Source organism: Pseudomonas sp. GG8 (genome assembly GCF_052976945.1).
Window position 1 is genome coordinate 4,156,658 of sequence record NZ_JBRIIP010000001.1, and the last position, 15,209, is coordinate 4,171,866.

Consider the following 15,209-nt stretch of genomic DNA (forward strand, 5'->3'; position numbering starts at 1 on the left):
AAAGCCCGCTGATGCGGGCTTTGTCGTTCAAGCACATGACTGGCGATTGAGCTGGCACCGCCTTCGCGAATAGACCGAAGGGGTGTTTCAGGCCGTCACCGCAGGCATATCCGGCTCATCCGCCACCATTCCCACTTTCATCCGCTCGGCATCTCGAGCGAAGCAGCGCGACGCCTGGAGTAGGAACAACAGCGTCAGGAACAGCGCCACCGGAATCAGATACATCGCGTCGTGCAAGCCATCGGCCTTGAACACTTCGCTCATCTCCCCGGCACCCGCCGACAACATCGCCGAATGGGCGAAATAGTCGGACAGCAGTCCGACTACCACCGGCCCAAGCCCTCCTCCCAACAGATACAACCCGGCGAAGAACAACGCCATGGCGGTGGCCCGCAGGCGCGGCTCGACCACATCCTGGATCGCCGTGTAGACGCATGTGTAAAAGTTGTAGGAAAACAGCCAGCCCACGCTGAACACGCCGACGAACAGGCCTATTTCAATGCGTCCAGAATGCAGCGCGTACCCCGTAGCGATGGCCGCAACCAGCATGCTGACGGCGGCAAACAGCAGGCGTCCATTGGCGACACGCTGATGGATCTTGTCGGCGACCCAGCCGCCAAGGGTCAGGCCGAACAACCCCGTCACACCCACGATCAGCCCGGTCGCCATGGCGGCATCCTGCAACGGCAACAAAAAATAGCGCTGCAGCATGGGCACCATGAACGAGTTGCAGGCGTAGGTGGCGAAGTTGAACGTCAGGCCCGCCAATACCAGCCAGCCAAAGGTAGGAATCGATAACACTCGACGAATCGGCTTGTCGATTTTCTCTTCGGAGATCCGCATGCTTTCGGCGGCACCGCGCTTGGGCTCGCGGATAAAAAACATGAAGATTGCCAGGAGCAAACCGGGTACTGCCGCAATGAAGAACGGCGCGCGCCAACTGCCGAATGCCTGGACCAACGCACCGGTAGTGAAGAACGCCAATACCAGCCCCAGCGGTAGACCAAGCATGAAAACACCCATGGCCCTCCCGCGACGGTGGGCCGGGAACAGGTCCCCGATCAGCGAGTTGGCCGCCGGTGCGTAGCTGGCTTCACCGATACCAATGCCCATGCGCACCAGCAGGAACGCCCAAAAACTCCCAACCAGGCCATTGGCCGCTGTCAGCCCGCTCCACACCGCCAGGCCCCAGCCCATTAATTTGCGCCGCGAACCGGTGTCGGCTATCCGACCTAACGGCAGCCCGGCAATGGCATAAACCACGGTGAATGCGGTACCGATGATGCCGATCTGAAAATCGCTCAGATGCCATTCCATGCGGATTGGCTCGATGATGATCGCCGGAAGGGTGCGGTCGAAGAAATTGAACAGATTTGCCAGGAACAGCAGGAACAGAATGCGCCAGGCATTCTCCGCTTGGGTCGAGTTCTGCATGTGGGGTCCGTCTCTTTTATTGTTATTCAATTGGCTTTCAACACACCCAACCGACAACGAGCTTACGAGCTTCAAGCCTGCTGCAGCCGAGCCTGGAAGTTCCAATCTAGAACCCGCAAACACAACTGTCTGTAAACATTCGTCACGCTGATAGGGGGTAATGGGCAGGGCACGCAGAACACCCCCAACCCCAACCCGACAGCCTGGTGACCGGGTGCGAATACTACCGAAAACCTGTTGACCAAGACCCTTGACGGCCTCGTCAGCGCATCGATTGCGCACTCTGCCGACTGACCGTACACCGTCACCACGAGCATTCAGCCGACTACTGGGTGCTTGAGACTACGCAATACCCTAGACCCACTAGGGGTAACCCCTATCGATCAAGCTCAAGACGCACTGTAAAGTCGTAATTTCTTTCTCTGTGATGGCCCGATAACACTAGTCGAGCAGCCATCCTTTCCAGGCATATGGCGCACGATGACAAAAAAAAACGATCCGGCCAGCGCGGCATTAGAGTTCCCGTCTATTGCTCCTCTCGCCCCGCGCGGCGTTTACAGTCCGCAGCCAATGCCAGCGCACCAGTACCTGTATTTCACCGAGACTGACACTGATCGTATCCTCGATAATCTGGACGGTCTGCGTGACATCGTGTTCCCACCTTCGATTCACATCGATGACCAAGACGAATTGCGCCGCGACCAACAGTTCCCGTCGGTGTGCCTGATCGGCCTGGGTCGTTGCGGGTCGAACATTGCGCTGGATGTCGCCGAGTTGGTGTACAACGCACGGAAGTTCTACCTTAACCAGTTCAGCAATGAAGACCGTCTGGCAGACGAGAAAGGTTACAGCCCGGCCCGCTGGATTCGTAACAACCTGCGCCTGGTACAAAACAAGTCGGCCAAACCGGTATTCCTGGTGGAGCCGCTGGTGATGCTGGGTGACCTGGACAAGGACATCGCCGGGCGCATCCGCTTCTCCCGCAAGGGCGAAAAAGGCGGCTTCATCAATGACTACAGCAAAATGAAAATAATGGACCTGTCCGAGGTCCATGCGGGCGGCGCTGGTAACGCGCCGATTCTCGGTCAGTACCTGGCCAAGATCATCCTGAACAAAGACACGCAAAACTTCTCCAGTACCGACTGGAAACTGATTCACTCGTACCTGATTGATTCCTGCGGGATCAAGGCCAACCAGTCGCGCCTGTATTTCTATATCTTCAGCGCCGGCGGTGGCACCGGTTCAGGCATGGCTTCAGAGTTCGGCCTGGCACAGCAGTACTCGTACATGAACAAGACGTTTGACACCAAACCGATGGGTGAAAACGACGGCAAGCGTGGCCGCTCCTTCGTCTTTGAACCTATTTTCACCAGCGGCATCTGCATCCTGCCGAACATTTCCGACCACCGCAGTGAAATGTCCGAAGCCCTGCACATCAACGCCGGACGACTGCTGTGCAAGTATCTCGCGGAAGAATGGGACTTCTCCTACAACTTCGAGAACGAAGACAGCAGCGAAGCCAGCGTCATGGGCCGTATTCGTCCATGGAACGCGATGATGCTGATCTCCAACGACATCATGCGTTACGCCGAAGAAAGCGATGACGGCAATATCGAGAACATCGACGTCAACGCCATGGAGCGGCACGCCAACCAATACATCTCTCAGCAGATTTTCAACATTCTGACGGCGCAGGCGGTCACCACTGACTACGACCAGAACTACTTCCGTCGGGCCGGGATCGACATCGGCGAAACCATTCGCCTGGATGCCAACGACTTGTTCATGAGTCTGGCCGGGCCCGTAGCGATTGCCTACGCAGAATCCGTCGTACCGGAAACACCGGCACCGAGTTCGGACAAGTTGAAACTGTTCGAAAAAGAACCGGCACGGCTGAACATCGACGACCTGTTCTTCCGCTCCATCGACCTGCCGCACTTCAACAAAGTAACCCAGGCCATCGAAGGCATCAGCCTGCTACCGATCGAGTCCAAGCGTTATCGCGCGGCGCTGGAGCAGTACAAGGCCTCCGGCTATGACGCGGCGGCCCTGCACGACCTGCACTTCTTCAAGAATTGCTCGTCAGTGGTCTCAATCGTTTCGTTACCCAAGGACTACAAACTGTCCTACATGGACCTGAACAGGCTCAAGACTCACCTCAACAGCCTGTTTCCCAATACCACGCTCAAGCGCTATGCGTTGGTGATCGGCGCTTCGGCCAACCTGTCGCTGACCACCCTGATCGCGAAAAGCCCCTGCCTGTCCGATGACTTCCTGACGCTGATCGTGGCGTTCATCAAGCGCTGCTTCGCCCGGACCGAATACCGTTTCGACGACACACTGGACAACGCCATTATCGAGTTCATCGTCAACGACGAGTTCAACGAAAGGAGCATCGACGCGTTACTCAACGAATACGAAAACCCGGCGAAGATCCTCGACACCAACTGGTACGCGATCAAACCGATGTACGAGAAGAAGTACCGCGAGCTGATCGACGACAAATCCAAGTTCGTCTCGATCAACGACATCCGCCTCTCCCGCGATAGCGTAAAGAAAGCAGTCAAATACCTGCGCGAAATTTACCGTCACCGCATCGGCAAAACACGGGTCATTTCGCTTAACCGTCACACGGGCAAAACCGAGCATTGAGCCTAATCCGCTGACAAGCCTGCTCTCCCAATGGAATGCACACTTCTGTGCAGGCTTTATGGGGGCAGGCTTGCCGGCAAATGGCTTGACCCGGTATGCCTGCCAAATCCTTAAATCAGATGGGATTTTTCGCTACGGCACTTCGCCATCCTTTATCGCTCGGTTACCGAGCTACCCACTCGCCAGCCATTGCGCACCAATAAAGAGCGTCAGATCAGACCTGCGCCCTGTCCTGGATCAATACCCAAGGCGCCACGACAACCGCCCAAAGAGGTGGATCGCGCTCAAGAAGATCCAGCGCCCGTGATTCAGCCACCTTGCTGACCTCCCCCGCAGCAAGCCAGGCAGCCACTTTATCGGCCTGATTTTCGGCCACTGCGTGCGCCACTTCGATCAAATCCAAGGGAGCTTCGACCCACAACAGGGCACCCCTCGCAAAGAATGGTTGCAATTCACTCCAAGTGATTGCGGCGGTTTCGCCAAGCAGTTTGGCATAGAGGGTGCTAGCTTCTTTCGTCATGGGTTTCACCAAAGAGAAAATCGGCGCAATCATAACGCCGCAATTTCGACAGACAAACCCAGATTTAAGTGGTTGATTGCACGACAGGTTCAGAAACGATCGGGGGTGCGGACGGACATGTGCAGCTCGCATGCTCAAGAAGCCGGTTAGATTCTGTATCTTTCTTTCAATTAAGCGACATCATACGGTTTTCCCCCCAGTAGCCAGCTTTTCAAGCGACAAACCGGCGCTCTACACTGTACCGGTACAGTTGCCAGGGGGATGACCGGGCGTTTCTAATCCGGTCCTGCAGCTTTGGCCGCCAGGATTATAAAAATTAAAACACAAGAGTGGAGCATCATGACTAAGGGTACTAAGCAGATTTCCAAGCTGTTTGCCGCATTGGTTCTGGCAGGGGTTGCCAGCCATTCGTTCGCTGCAGATACCATCAAGATCGGTATCGCCGGCCCTAAAACAGGTGCTGTTGCCCAATACGGCGATATGCAGTTCAGTGGCGCAAAAATGGCCATCGAGCAAATCAACGCCAAAGGCGGCGTTGACGGCAAGAAACTCGAAGCTATCGAATACGACGATGCCTGTGATCCGAAGCAAGCGGTCGCGGTCGCCAACAAAGTCGTCAACGATGGCGTGAAATTCGTTGTGGGCCACCTGTGCTCCAGCTCGACTCAACCGGCTTCGGACATCTACGAAGACGAAGGCATCATCATGGTGACCCCGGCCGCTACCAGCCCGGAAATCACCGCACGTGGCTATAAAATGGTCTTCCGCACCATTGGTCTGGACAGCGCCCAAGGCCCGGCGGCCGGTAACTACATCGCTGATGTCGTCAAACCGAAAGTCGTTGCTGTCATCCATGACAAGCAACAATACGGTGAAGGTATCGCGACCGCAGTGAAGAAAACCCTCGAAAGCAAAGGCGTGAAAGTCGCCCTGTTCGAAGGCATCAACGCTGGCGACAAAGACTTCTCGTCGATGATCGCGAAGATGAAGCAAGCCAATGTCGACTTCGTTTACTACGGCGGCTACCACCCTGAATTGGGTCTGATCCTGCGTCAGGCGAAAGAGAAAGGCCTGAAAGCCGGCTTCATGGGTCCAGAAGGCGTGGGTAACGCGTCGATCTCCCAGATCGCTCAGGATGCTTCCGAAGGCCTGCTGGTGACCCTGCCTAAATCTTTTGACCAGGACCCTTCCAACAAGGCACTGGTAGAAGCATTTGCGGCGAAGAAAGAAGACCCAAGCGGCCCGTTCGTATTCCCGGCTTACGCAGCGGTTGAAGTGATCGCAGACGGCATCAAGAACGCCAAGAGCGAAGACACCGCCAAAGTGGCTGCGGCGATCCGTGCAGGCACCTTCAAGACCCCGACTGGCGACCTGAGCTTTGATAGCAAGGGCGACCTGAAAGACTTCAAATTCGTGGTCTACACCTGGCACAAAGACGGCACAAAAACAGAAGCTCCGCTGAAATAACCGGCACGCTTGTGACTCACCCAAAGCCCACTGCATCCACAGTGGGCTTTGTTTTACAAGGTAACGGGAAGAGCGCTGCGCTATAGCACCTCTTCCTCCCTGAAAATCTTGAAACCGTCACCAGTGATTCACTGGGCTCACGTGAAACGTGGACAAATACCACGACGCGCGAGCGGGAAACGACTTCACCAGTGGAACACTCAGTAGGTTTTTAGGAGCGCTGTAATGCCTGAGATAGATATCTATCACTTTTTCCAACAGCTGATTAATGGCCTGACCATTGGCAGCACCTATGCCTTGATCGCCATCGGCTACACCATGGTTTACGGGATCATTGGCATGATCAACTTCGCCCACGGCGAGGTGTACATGATCGGTTCGTACGTGGCGTTCATCGCCATCGCCGGCCTGACCATGCTCGGTCTGGACAGCTTGCCGCTGCTGATCACCGCCGCATTCGTCGCAAGCATCGTCGTCACCAGTGCTTACGGCTACGCCATCGAGCGTGTTGCCTACCGCCCGTTGCGCGGCAGCAACCGATTGATCCCGCTGATCTCAGCCATCGGGATGTCGATCTTTCTGCAAAACACGGTTTTGCTCTCTCAAGACTCGAAAGACAAATCGATCCCCAACTTGATCCCTGGCAACTTCGTGTTCGGCACCACCAGTACCCATGAGGTGGTGATTTCGTACATGCAGATTCTGATTTTCATCGTCACCCTGGTCGCCATGCTCGCACTGACCTGGTTCATCTCACGCTCTCGTCTGGGCCGCGCCTGCCGCGCCTGCGCTGAAGACATCAAGATGGCCAACCTGCTCGGTATCAACACCAACAACATCATCGCCCTGACCTTCGTCATCGGTGCCGCGCTGGCTGCGGTCGCTGCGGTATTGCTCAGCATGCAATACGGAGTGATCAACCCCAACGCCGGTTTCCTCGTCGGGATCAAGGCATTTACCGCCGCAGTACTGGGCGGCATCGGCAGTATTCCCGGCGCGATGCTGGGTGGATTGGTATTGGGCGTAGCTGAAGCCTTTGGTGCCGATATTTTCGGCGACCAATACAAGGATGTGGTGGCCTTCGCTCTTCTCGTCTTGGTGCTGTTGGTCCGGCCGACCGGCCTGCTTGGCCGTCCGGAGGTTGAAAAAGTATGACCAGGAATCTTAAATCGGCGTTTTTCAGCGCCTTGCTGGTGCTGGCAGTCGCCTACCCGATCCTCGGCCTCAAGCTGGAAATCGTCGGCGTCAATCTGGCTGTCATTGGCACCAGCACCACAACCTTGTTCGCCATTTTCGCCTGCGCTGTTGCGATGTTCCTGCGGGTATTGTTCCACGAACCTATCGCCGCGGCCTGGCGTTCGACGCCAAGCATGCCGCTGATTCCAGCCAAGGCCAGCAACTTCCTGACCCTGCCTTCGACTCAGCGCTGGATCATCCTTGGCTTGATTCTGGTGGCGCTGGTCTGGCCGTTCTTCGGCTCGCGCGGCGCGGTGGATATCGCCACACTGATCCTGATCTACGTGATGCTCGGCCTTGGCCTGAACATCGTGGTCGGTCTGGCCGGTCTGCTCGATCTGGGTTATGTCGGCTTCTACGCCGTCGGCGCCTACACCTATGCCCTGCTCTCGCATTACTACGGACTCGGTTTCTGGATCTGCTTGCCGATTGCCGGGATGATGTCAGCGCTGTTTGGCTTTCTCCTCGGTTTCCCGGTGTTGCGTCTGCGCGGTGACTACCTGGCGATCGTGACCCTCGGTTTCGGCGAGATCATCCGTCTGTTGCTGCGTAACCTGACAGGCCTTACCGGTGGCCCGAACGGCATCAGTAACATCCCGAAACCGACCCTGTTCGGCCTGACGTTCGAGAAAACGGCGGCTGAAGGCATGCAGACCTTCCACGAGTTCTTCGGCATCGCCTACAGCTCGGTGAACAAGGTGATTTTCCTGTATCTGGTCGCGCTGTTGCTGGCCCTGCTGGCGTTGTTCGTCATCAACCGCTTGCTGCGCATGCCCATTGGTCGTGCCTGGGAAGCCTTGCGTGAAGACGAAATCGCCTGCCGCGCACTGGGTCTTAACCCGACCATCATCAAGCTTTCGGCCTTCACCCTTGGCGCCTGCTTTGCCGGTTTCGCCGGTAGCTTCTTCGCGGCTCGCCAAGGTCTGGTGACCCCGGAGTCATTCACCTTCATCGAGTCGGCGATCATCCTCGCCATCGTCGTGCTGGGAGGGATGGGCTCGCAACTGGGGGTAATCCTCGCCGCCGTGGTGCTGATCCTGATGCCTGAATTGATGCGTGATTTCAGTGAATACCGAATGTTGATGTTCGGCGCCCTGATGGTGCTGATGATGATCTGGCGTCCACAAGGTCTGCTGCCCATGCAACGTCCCCATATGGAGCTGCAGCGATGACCCGTCCGATTCTGCAAGTCAGCGGCCTGTGCATGCGCTTTGGCGGCTTGTTGGCGGTCAATGGCGTCGGCCTGACCGTTAATGAAAAACAAGTGGTGTCGATGATCGGTCCGAACGGTGCCGGCAAAACCACCGTATTCAACTGCCTGACCGGTTTCTACAAACCCACGGCGGGCAGCATCCTGCTCGACGGCGAAGCGATCGAAGGCCTTGCCGGCCATCAAATCGCCCGCAAAGGCGTGGTGCGTACCTTCCAGAACGTGCGTCTATTCAAGGAAATGACGGCAGTGGAGAACTTGCTGGTTGCCCAGCATCGTCACCTCAACACCAATTTCCTGGCAGGCCTGTTCAAAACCCCGGCGTTCCGCAAGAGCGAGCGTGAGGCGATGGAATACGCGGGGCACTGGCTGGAGCAGGTCAACCTCAAGGAGTTCGCCAACCGCCCTGCCGGCACCCTGGCCTACGGTCAGCAACGCCGTCTGGAAATCGCCCGCTGCATGATGACCCGCCCGCGCATCCTGATGCTCGACGAGCCGGCAGCCGGTCTGAACCCGCGCGAAACCGAAGACTTGAAAGGGCTGATCGGCGTGTTGCGCAATGAGCACAACGCCACGGTGTTGCTGATCGAACACGACATGAAGCTGGTCATGAGCATCTCCGACCATATTGTTGTGATCAATCAGGGCTGTCCCCTGGCAGACGGCACGCCTGCACAGATCCGTGATAATCCTGAAGTAATCAAAGCCTACCTGGGGGAAGCGTAAATGCTGCAATTCGAAAACGTTTCCACCTTCTACGGCAAGATCCAGGCCCTGCACTCGGTCAACGTCGAGATTCGTCAGGGCGAGATTGTCACCCTGATCGGTGCCAACGGTGCCGGCAAATCCACCTTGTTGATGACGTTGTGCGGTTCGCCGCGCGCTCACAGCGGCAGCATTCGCTACATGGGCGAAGAACTGGTCGGCCTGGACTCGTCGCAGATCATGCGTAAAAGCATCGCGGTGGTGCCAGAAGGCCGCCGTGTATTCGCACGGCTGACCGTGGAAGAGAACCTGGCCATGGGCGGGTTCTTCACCGCAAAAGGCGACTATCAGGAGCAGATGGATAAAGTCTTGCACCTGTTCCCGCGCCTGAAAGAACGCTTCAATCAACGCGGCGGTACCATGTCCGGCGGTGAGCAGCAGATGCTTGCCATCGGCCGTGCGCTGATGAGCAAACCCAAGCTGCTGTTGCTCGACGAACCGTCCTTGGGCTTGGCGCCGATCATCATTCAGCAGATTTTCGAGATCGTCGAACAACTGCGCCGTGATGGTGTAACGGTGTTCTTGGTGGAACAGAACGCCAACCAGGCCTTGAAGATCGCCGACCGTGCCTACGTGCTGGAGAACGGCCGTGTGGTCATGCAAGGCACCGGTGAAGAACTGCTGGTCGATCCGAAAGTGCGGGATGCCTATCTGGGCGGCTAAGCCTGCGCTTCAAAAAAAAACGGCCTGCGGGCCGTTTTTTTATGCGCAACGCGCCACTCGGGACGGCTGCTTCAGAGCCGTTCCAATGCGGTGCTGCTGCGCTCGAACCAGCCCAAGAGGTAATCCGCCAGTACTTTCGTGCGTCGGGGCAAGCCGCCTTCATAGGGATGCACCAGATACAACGGTGAACTGCGTGTCTGATAATCGCGCAGCAGCCAGCGCAGGCGACCGTCATTGATCTCGGCATGCACCATGTAGGAAGGCAGTCGCGCTATTCCTGCACCCACCAGTGCGCCCTTCTTCAACAGGCTATAGTGGTTACTGGTAAAAGGACCGGCCACGTGCACGCGCATCAATTGGTGCTCTTGATGGTAGAGCCACTCCTCGCGCCCCTTGTAGTGGCTGTTTAGCAGGCAACGGTGCTCACTCAACGCCATGGGATGAGTCGGCTCCCCGCAACGCTCAAGATAGGCCGGGCTGGCACAGGTCAATTCCTGCATGGCCAGCAGCGGTTTGGCGACCAGGCGCTCATCGCTGCCTACGCTGGAGCGAATGGCCAGGTCGAATCCATCCCGGTGCAGGTCGCGAAAACCGTTGTTCAGCTCCAGTTCGACCTGCACCAGTGGGTACTCTTGGGAAAACTCCATCAGCAAACCTTCGAAAAACGTTTCGCCCAACGACACTGGCACCGTAATCCGCACCGCACCGGACACTTCATCCTGCAATCGGGCCAGTGCTTGCCGGGCTCGCTCGACCTGTGTGATCAGCGCCCTGGCTTGGGGCAACAGGGCAGCACCCGCTGCGGTCAGGCTCAAACGACGCGTGGTGCGATGCAGCAACACCACTGAGTAACTGGTTTCCAGAAACTTGATGCGCTTGGACAACTGGCCTTTACTGCACCCAAGCCGTTGCGCGGCCAAGGTAAAACTGCCCGCTTCGATCAAGACGGCAAACGCCGCCAGATCATCCATTTCACTCATTCAATTGTTTCCTTTTGAAAACCAAAGGTTGCCCATTAGCACGCTTATCGACGGGAAAAAGCCACCTTACACTGCAGCTTCATCCACTCTCTTAAAGGACTGCACGATGAAAATTCTCTTGATTGGCGCCAACGGAACCATTGGCTCAGCGATCTACCAGGAACTGGCCTCGCGTCACGAGGTCGTAAAAATCGGCCGTACCAGCGGCGATTTCCAGGTGGATATTAGTGACAGCGCCTCAATCAGAAAACTATTCGAACGGACAGGTTCATTCGATGCACTGGTGTGCGCGGCCGGGAATGTAAACTTCGTGCCCTTGGCAAAAATGACTGAAAAAGACTTTGCATTGGGTCTTCAGGACAAATTGATGGGCCAGGTCAATCTGCTGTTAATCGGCCGCGACTTTGCCAACGACGGTGCCTCGTTCACCTTCACCACTGGCATTACCAGCCACGACCCGATCCGTACTGGCGCGTCGGCCAGCCTGGTGAATGCAGCAATCGATGGTTTTGTTTGTGCAGCGGCCATCGAACTGCCTCGCGGCTTACGGGTAAATTCAGTCAGCCCGAACGTGGTGCTGGAGTCGATGGCGGGTTATGCGCCCTACTTCCGCGGCTTCAAGCCGGTTCCGGTAGCGGATGTGGCGCTGGCTTACGCGAAAAGTGTCGAAGGATTGCAGACGGGGCAGACCTATCACGTCGGCTGAAGCCCTTGTGATCAGGCAGCAGGGTCAGTACCGTGGCGCAACTTGTTTGGAGACCGACCATGTTCGCCGCCCGTTCCGTTTTGATGTTTGCCCTGCTGCCAGTCTTTGCCGGGTGTCAGATGTTCAACGCAAAGCCCGAGACCCCCAATGCCGGCCTGCCTCGTATGCAAGGCGACCTGATCGGCGAAGGCGGTCAGTTGCTGTTCCAGCCGTGCAATGAACAGCGCCGGTTTGTGGTCAAGGACGGTGGCAATACTGGCGTTCTCCAGGAAGCCGCAGGTCTGGCGGCTCGCAAAGGCAAGCTGTTCGCTGACCTGCGCGGCAGTTTCGCTGCGGGCACAACGCCCGGCACCGATGGGCAACTTAATCTGCAACAACTCTATCGTGTCGAACGTTCGGGGGCGGCCTGTGACGACGCCAACTTCAAACGCCTGACCCTGCACGCCAATGGCAATGGCCCGGCGTGGAACATCAACGTCAGCGGCAAGGGCATGGTCCTTGAGCGCGAAGGCAAAGAGCCGTTGGCCCTGCCCTTCCTTGAAGAGCAATTGCCGGATGGCCGTTTCAACCTGAGCAGCGAAGCCAATGATCAGCACATAGAGCTGTGGGTTGCGCCCCAGCGTTGTGTCGATCCTGTCGACGGTTCTGTGCAGCATTTAACCGCCGAATTGCGCATCAATGGGCAGATCCAGCGTGGTTGCGCCTATTACGGTGGCTTACGCAACGACTGATTCCGCCGGTTGGCCGCTTTTTGCCTGACGGAAACCCCGCGAACCGGCTTATAATTGCCGGTTCGCGTAAAGCTGGCCCGGATACTGGACCCTGTCATGTTACGAATCACCGAATTCAAGCTGCCAATCGATCACCCGGAAGAAGACCTGCGACCTGCACTCTTGCAGCGCCTGGGCATCGACAGCGATGAACTGCTCGACTTCACTCTGTTCAAGCGCAGCTACGACGCGCGGAAAAAATCCTCTGAGCTGTGCTTCATCTACACCATCGATTTCACCGTGCGTGATGAAGCCGCTCTGCTGCATACGTTCGCCGATGATCGTCACATCGGTCCGGCGCCGGATGTCAGCTACAAGGTCGTAGGACACGCACCAGAAGGCTTGAGCGAACGGCCGATCGTGGTCGGCTTTGGCCCCTGCGGGATTTTCGCCGGATTGCTGCTGGCGCAGATGGGCTTCAAACCGATCATTCTGGAGCGCGGCACTGAAGTCCGCCAGCGCACCAAGGACACGTGGGGCCTGTGGCGCAAGAATGTGCTCAACCCTGAATCCAACGTGCAATTCGGTGAAGGTGGCGCCGGAACCTTCTCCGACGGCAAGCTTTACAGCCAGATCAAGGACCCGAAATTTCACGGACGCAAGGTGCTGCACGAGTTCGTCAAAGCCGGTGCCCCCGAGGAAATCCTCTACGTCAGCAAACCGCACATCGGCACCTTCCGCCTGACCGGCGTGGTCGAACACATGCGCCATCAGATTGAAGCACTCGGCGGCGAAGTGCGCTTCCAGCAGCGAGTCACAGACGTCCTGATCGATAATGGACAGTTGCAAGGCGTGGTGCTCGGCAGTGGCGAGCAAATCAACTCGAAGCATGTGATTCTGGCGCTGGGACACAGTGCGCGTGACACCTTCCGGATGCTCCACAGCCGTGGCGTGTACATGGAAGCCAAACCGTTTTCGGTCGGGTTCCGTATCGAACACCCACAATCGCTCATCGACCGCGCACGCCTGGGCAAATACGCCGGCCACCCAAAACTGGGGGCGGCCGACTACAAACTGGTGCACCACGCCAAGAACGGTCGGTCGGTGTACAGCTTTTGCATGTGCCCTGGCGGCACCGTGGTGGCCGCGACTTCCGAGCCCCACCGAGTGGTCACCAACGGCATGAGCCAATACTCACGCAACGAGCGCAACGCCAACTCCGGGATTGTGGTCGGCATCACGCCGGAAGACTATCCAGGCGGCCCGCTGGCAGGGATCGAGTTGCAGGAGCGACTGGAGTCCCACGCGTACATTCTGGGCGGCAGCACCTATGAGGCGCCCGCGCAGCTAGTGGGCGACTTCATTGCCGGCAAGGCCTCCACCGCGCTGGGCAGTATTGAACCGTCCTACAAACCCGGCGTAAAACTGGTGGACCTGGCCGACGCCCTGCCCGCTTACGCCATCGAAGCGATTCGTGAAGCGTTGCCGGCGTTCGACAAGCAGATCAAAGGTTTCTCACTGCACGATGCGGTGCTGACCGGGATCGAGACCCGCACCTCGTCGCCGCTGCGCATTACCCGTGACGCCACCCTGCAGAGTCTGAACGTCAAAGGTCTGTTCCCGGCCGGTGAAGGCGCCGGGTATGCCGGTGGCATTCTGTCTGCCGGGGTCGACGGTATTCGCGTTGCCGAAGCGCTGGCGCGGGATATGTTGGGAATCGTGGAGTAAACACCCATACGGGAGCGGGCCTGGATTCAAATCCCCGCCCGCAACACCCCTTCCGGCAAGGCCTCGCCCCGTTCGGCGCAGGCCGTCACGCTGTCGATCAATCCAGCCAAATCATAGCCTTGGGCCCGCAACCAGTCCTGATCGTAATAGGTCGTCGCGTAGCGCTCTCCTCCATCACACAAAATGGCCACGATAGACCCGGACTCTCCGGCGTTGACCATTTCCCGGGCCGCCAGCAGTGCACCGATCAGGTTGGTCCCACTCGAACCGCCTACCCGTCGGCCTAAACGCAGCGCGAGGTAGTGCATGGCCGCCAGCGACAAGGCATCAGGCACCTTGACCATCGCGTCGATCACCTTGGGCAGGAACGAGGCTTCCACCCTGGGCCGGCCAATGCCTTCGATCCGCGAGCCGCAGTCCAGGCGCAAGCTCGCGTCACCGCTCCGGTAATAGTCAAAGAACACTGACCGCTCGGCATCAGCGCACAACACCCGCGTGCAGTGCTGGCGATAGCGCACGTAGCGCCCCAGCGTCGCGGTGGTGCCCCCTGTGCCAGGACTTGATATCAACCAGCTGGGTTCGGGGTAACGCTCGAAGCGCAGCTGCTGGAAGATCGACTCGGCGATGTTGTTATTCGCCCGCCAGTCGGTGGCTCGTTCAGCATAGGTGAACTGATCCATGAAATGCCCGCCGCTTTCATGGGCCAGACGCTCGGACTCGGCATAGATCTGCGTCGGGTCCTGCACCAAGTGGCTTTTGCCCCCATAAAAGGCAATTTGCGCGATCTTTTCCTGAGACGTGCTAGCGGGCATGACCGCAATGAACGGCAAACCCAGCAAGCGCGCAAAGTAGGCCTCGGAAATCGCCGTGGAACCGCTGGACGCTTCGATCACCGGGGCCCCGGCTTTAAGCCAGCCATTGCACAACGCATACAGGAACAGCGAACGCGCCAAGCGATGCTTGAGGCTGCCGGTCGGGTGACTGGACTCGTCCTTGAAGTACAGTTCGATGCCGGGCAAGCCGGGCAATTCCACAGGGATCAAATGGGTGTCGGCGCTGCGCTGAAAATCCGCTTCGATAATGCGGATCGCTTCACGGGCCCAGTGACGGTTATCGCTCATTATCAGGTTCTCTTTGA

13 protein-coding genes are annotated in these 15,209 nt (G+C 57.7%); 9 read left to right on the forward strand and 4 right to left on the reverse strand.

From position 1 onward, the window contains the following. Positions 1-87 precede the first annotated feature (87 nt). The gene (locus ACVBEG_RS20020) at positions 88-1,464 is read right to left on the reverse strand and encodes a spinster family MFS transporter (protein ID WP_322217569.1); all 1,377 of its coding nucleotides are present in this window, start codon (positions 1,462-1,464) and stop codon (positions 88-90) included. Positions 1,465-2,004: 540 nt separating this feature from the next. Here ACVBEG_RS20020 and ACVBEG_RS20025 point away from each other — a divergent pair. After that, positions 2,005-4,086, forward strand: a complete 2,082-nt coding sequence (locus ACVBEG_RS20025; protein WP_322181332.1) for a hypothetical protein — start codon at positions 2,005-2,007, stop codon at positions 4,084-4,086. Positions 4,087-4,300: 214 nt separating this feature from the next. On the opposite strand, the gene ACVBEG_RS20030 is transcribed toward ACVBEG_RS20025, so the two are convergent. Further along, positions 4,301-4,606 (reverse strand): DUF2288 domain-containing protein, encoded by a 306-nt coding sequence (locus ACVBEG_RS20030; protein ID WP_322181334.1) that lies wholly within the window; start codon positions 4,604-4,606, stop codon positions 4,301-4,303. A 339-nt stretch (positions 4,607-4,945) separates the two neighbouring features. Here ACVBEG_RS20030 and ACVBEG_RS20035 point away from each other — a divergent pair, with 339 nt between their 5' ends. The 5 genes from ACVBEG_RS20035 to ACVBEG_RS20055 all read left to right on the forward strand — a co-directional run bounded on the left by ACVBEG_RS20035 (position 4,946) and on the right by ACVBEG_RS20055 (position 9,947). Then, positions 4,946-6,073, forward strand: coding sequence for a branched-chain amino acid ABC transporter substrate-binding protein (locus ACVBEG_RS20035; protein WP_322181336.1), 1,128 nt, complete (start codon positions 4,946-4,948; stop codon positions 6,071-6,073). 225 nt (positions 6,074-6,298) lie between these two features. After that, positions 6,299-7,228 carry a high-affinity branched-chain amino acid ABC transporter permease LivH gene (livH, locus tag ACVBEG_RS20040; RefSeq protein WP_322181338.1) on the forward strand — a complete coding sequence of 310 codons (930 nt, stop codon included), beginning with the start codon at positions 6,299-6,301 and terminating at the stop codon, positions 7,226-7,228. Next, on the forward strand, positions 7,225-8,481 hold the full coding sequence (locus tag ACVBEG_RS20045) for a high-affinity branched-chain amino acid ABC transporter permease LivM (protein ID WP_322181340.1): 1,257 nt from the start codon (positions 7,225-7,227) through the stop codon (positions 8,479-8,481). Before livH ends, ACVBEG_RS20045 begins: the two co-directional genes overlap by 4 nt. Next, on the forward strand, positions 8,478-9,245 hold the full coding sequence (gene livG, locus ACVBEG_RS20050) for a high-affinity branched-chain amino acid ABC transporter ATP-binding protein LivG (protein WP_447108237.1): 768 nt from the start codon (positions 8,478-8,480) through the stop codon (positions 9,243-9,245). Before ACVBEG_RS20045 ends, livG begins: the two co-directional genes overlap by 4 nt. Next, complete coding sequence (locus ACVBEG_RS20055; RefSeq protein WP_322181343.1) at positions 9,246-9,947, forward strand: ABC transporter ATP-binding protein; 702 nt, start codon at positions 9,246-9,248, stop codon at positions 9,945-9,947. A gap of 71 nt (positions 9,948-10,018) precedes the next feature. Here the strand turns inward: ACVBEG_RS20055 and ACVBEG_RS20060 are convergent, their stop codons facing one another. Next, on the reverse strand, positions 10,019-10,927 hold the full coding sequence (locus tag ACVBEG_RS20060; RefSeq protein ID WP_330200379.1) for a LysR family transcriptional regulator: 909 nt from the start codon (positions 10,925-10,927) through the stop codon (positions 10,019-10,021). Positions 10,928-11,033: 106 nt separating this feature from the next. Between ACVBEG_RS20060 and ACVBEG_RS20065 the strand changes: the two genes are divergently transcribed. The 3 genes from ACVBEG_RS20065 (at position 11,034) to ACVBEG_RS20075 (ending at position 14,071) form a co-directional block, all read left to right on the forward strand. Beyond that, positions 11,034-11,633 (forward strand): short chain dehydrogenase, encoded by a 600-nt coding sequence (locus ACVBEG_RS20065; RefSeq protein ID WP_322181347.1) that lies wholly within the window; start codon positions 11,034-11,036, stop codon positions 11,631-11,633. Between the two features lie 59 nt (positions 11,634-11,692). Next, complete coding sequence (locus ACVBEG_RS20070; RefSeq protein ID WP_322181349.1) at positions 11,693-12,364, forward strand: COG3650 family protein; 672 nt, start codon at positions 11,693-11,695, stop codon at positions 12,362-12,364. 96 nt (positions 12,365-12,460) lie between these two features. Beyond that, positions 12,461-14,071 carry an NAD(P)/FAD-dependent oxidoreductase gene (locus tag ACVBEG_RS20075; protein ID WP_447108238.1) on the forward strand — a complete coding sequence of 537 codons (1,611 nt, stop codon included), beginning with the start codon at positions 12,461-12,463 and terminating at the stop codon, positions 14,069-14,071. A gap of 26 nt (positions 14,072-14,097) precedes the next feature. Here the strand turns inward: ACVBEG_RS20075 and ACVBEG_RS20080 are convergent, their stop codons facing one another. Beyond that, positions 14,098-15,192, reverse strand: a complete 1,095-nt coding sequence (locus ACVBEG_RS20080) for a PLP-dependent cysteine synthase family protein (protein WP_407074616.1) — start codon at positions 15,190-15,192, stop codon at positions 14,098-14,100. Positions 15,193-15,209 lie beyond the last annotated feature (17 nt).

Bases quoted from the DNA above. Each gene is read 5' to 3' on its own strand.
- ACVBEG_RS20025 (WP_322181332.1), top strand. From the start codon at position 2,005: ATGCCAGCGCACCAGTACCTGTATTTCACCGAGACTGACACTGATCGT.
- ACVBEG_RS20030 (WP_322181334.1), bottom strand. From the start codon at position 4,606: ATGACGAAAGAAGCTAGCACCCTCTATGCCAAACTGCTTGGCGAAACC.
- ACVBEG_RS20035 (WP_322181336.1), top strand. From the start codon at position 4,946: ATGACTAAGGGTACTAAGCAGATTTCCAAGCTGTTTGCCGCATTGGTT.
- livH (WP_322181338.1), top strand. From the start codon at position 6,299: ATGCCTGAGATAGATATCTATCACTTTTTCCAACAGCTGATTAATGGC.
- ACVBEG_RS20045 (WP_322181340.1), top strand. From the start codon at position 7,225: ATGACCAGGAATCTTAAATCGGCGTTTTTCAGCGCCTTGCTGGTGCTG.
- livG (WP_447108237.1), top strand. From the start codon at position 8,478: ATGACCCGTCCGATTCTGCAAGTCAGCGGCCTGTGCATGCGCTTTGGC.
- ACVBEG_RS20055 (WP_322181343.1), top strand. From the start codon at position 9,246: ATGCTGCAATTCGAAAACGTTTCCACCTTCTACGGCAAGATCCAGGCC.
- ACVBEG_RS20060 (WP_330200379.1), bottom strand. From the start codon at position 10,927: ATGAGTGAAATGGATGATCTGGCGGCGTTTGCCGTCTTGATCGAAGCG.
- ACVBEG_RS20065 (WP_322181347.1), top strand. From the start codon at position 11,034: ATGAAAATTCTCTTGATTGGCGCCAACGGAACCATTGGCTCAGCGATC.
- ACVBEG_RS20070 (WP_322181349.1), top strand. From the start codon at position 11,693: ATGTTCGCCGCCCGTTCCGTTTTGATGTTTGCCCTGCTGCCAGTCTTT.
- ACVBEG_RS20075 (WP_447108238.1), top strand. From the start codon at position 12,461: ATGTTACGAATCACCGAATTCAAGCTGCCAATCGATCACCCGGAAGAA.
- ACVBEG_RS20080 (WP_407074616.1), bottom strand. From the start codon at position 15,192: ATGAGCGATAACCGTCACTGGGCCCGTGAAGCGATCCGCATTATCGAA.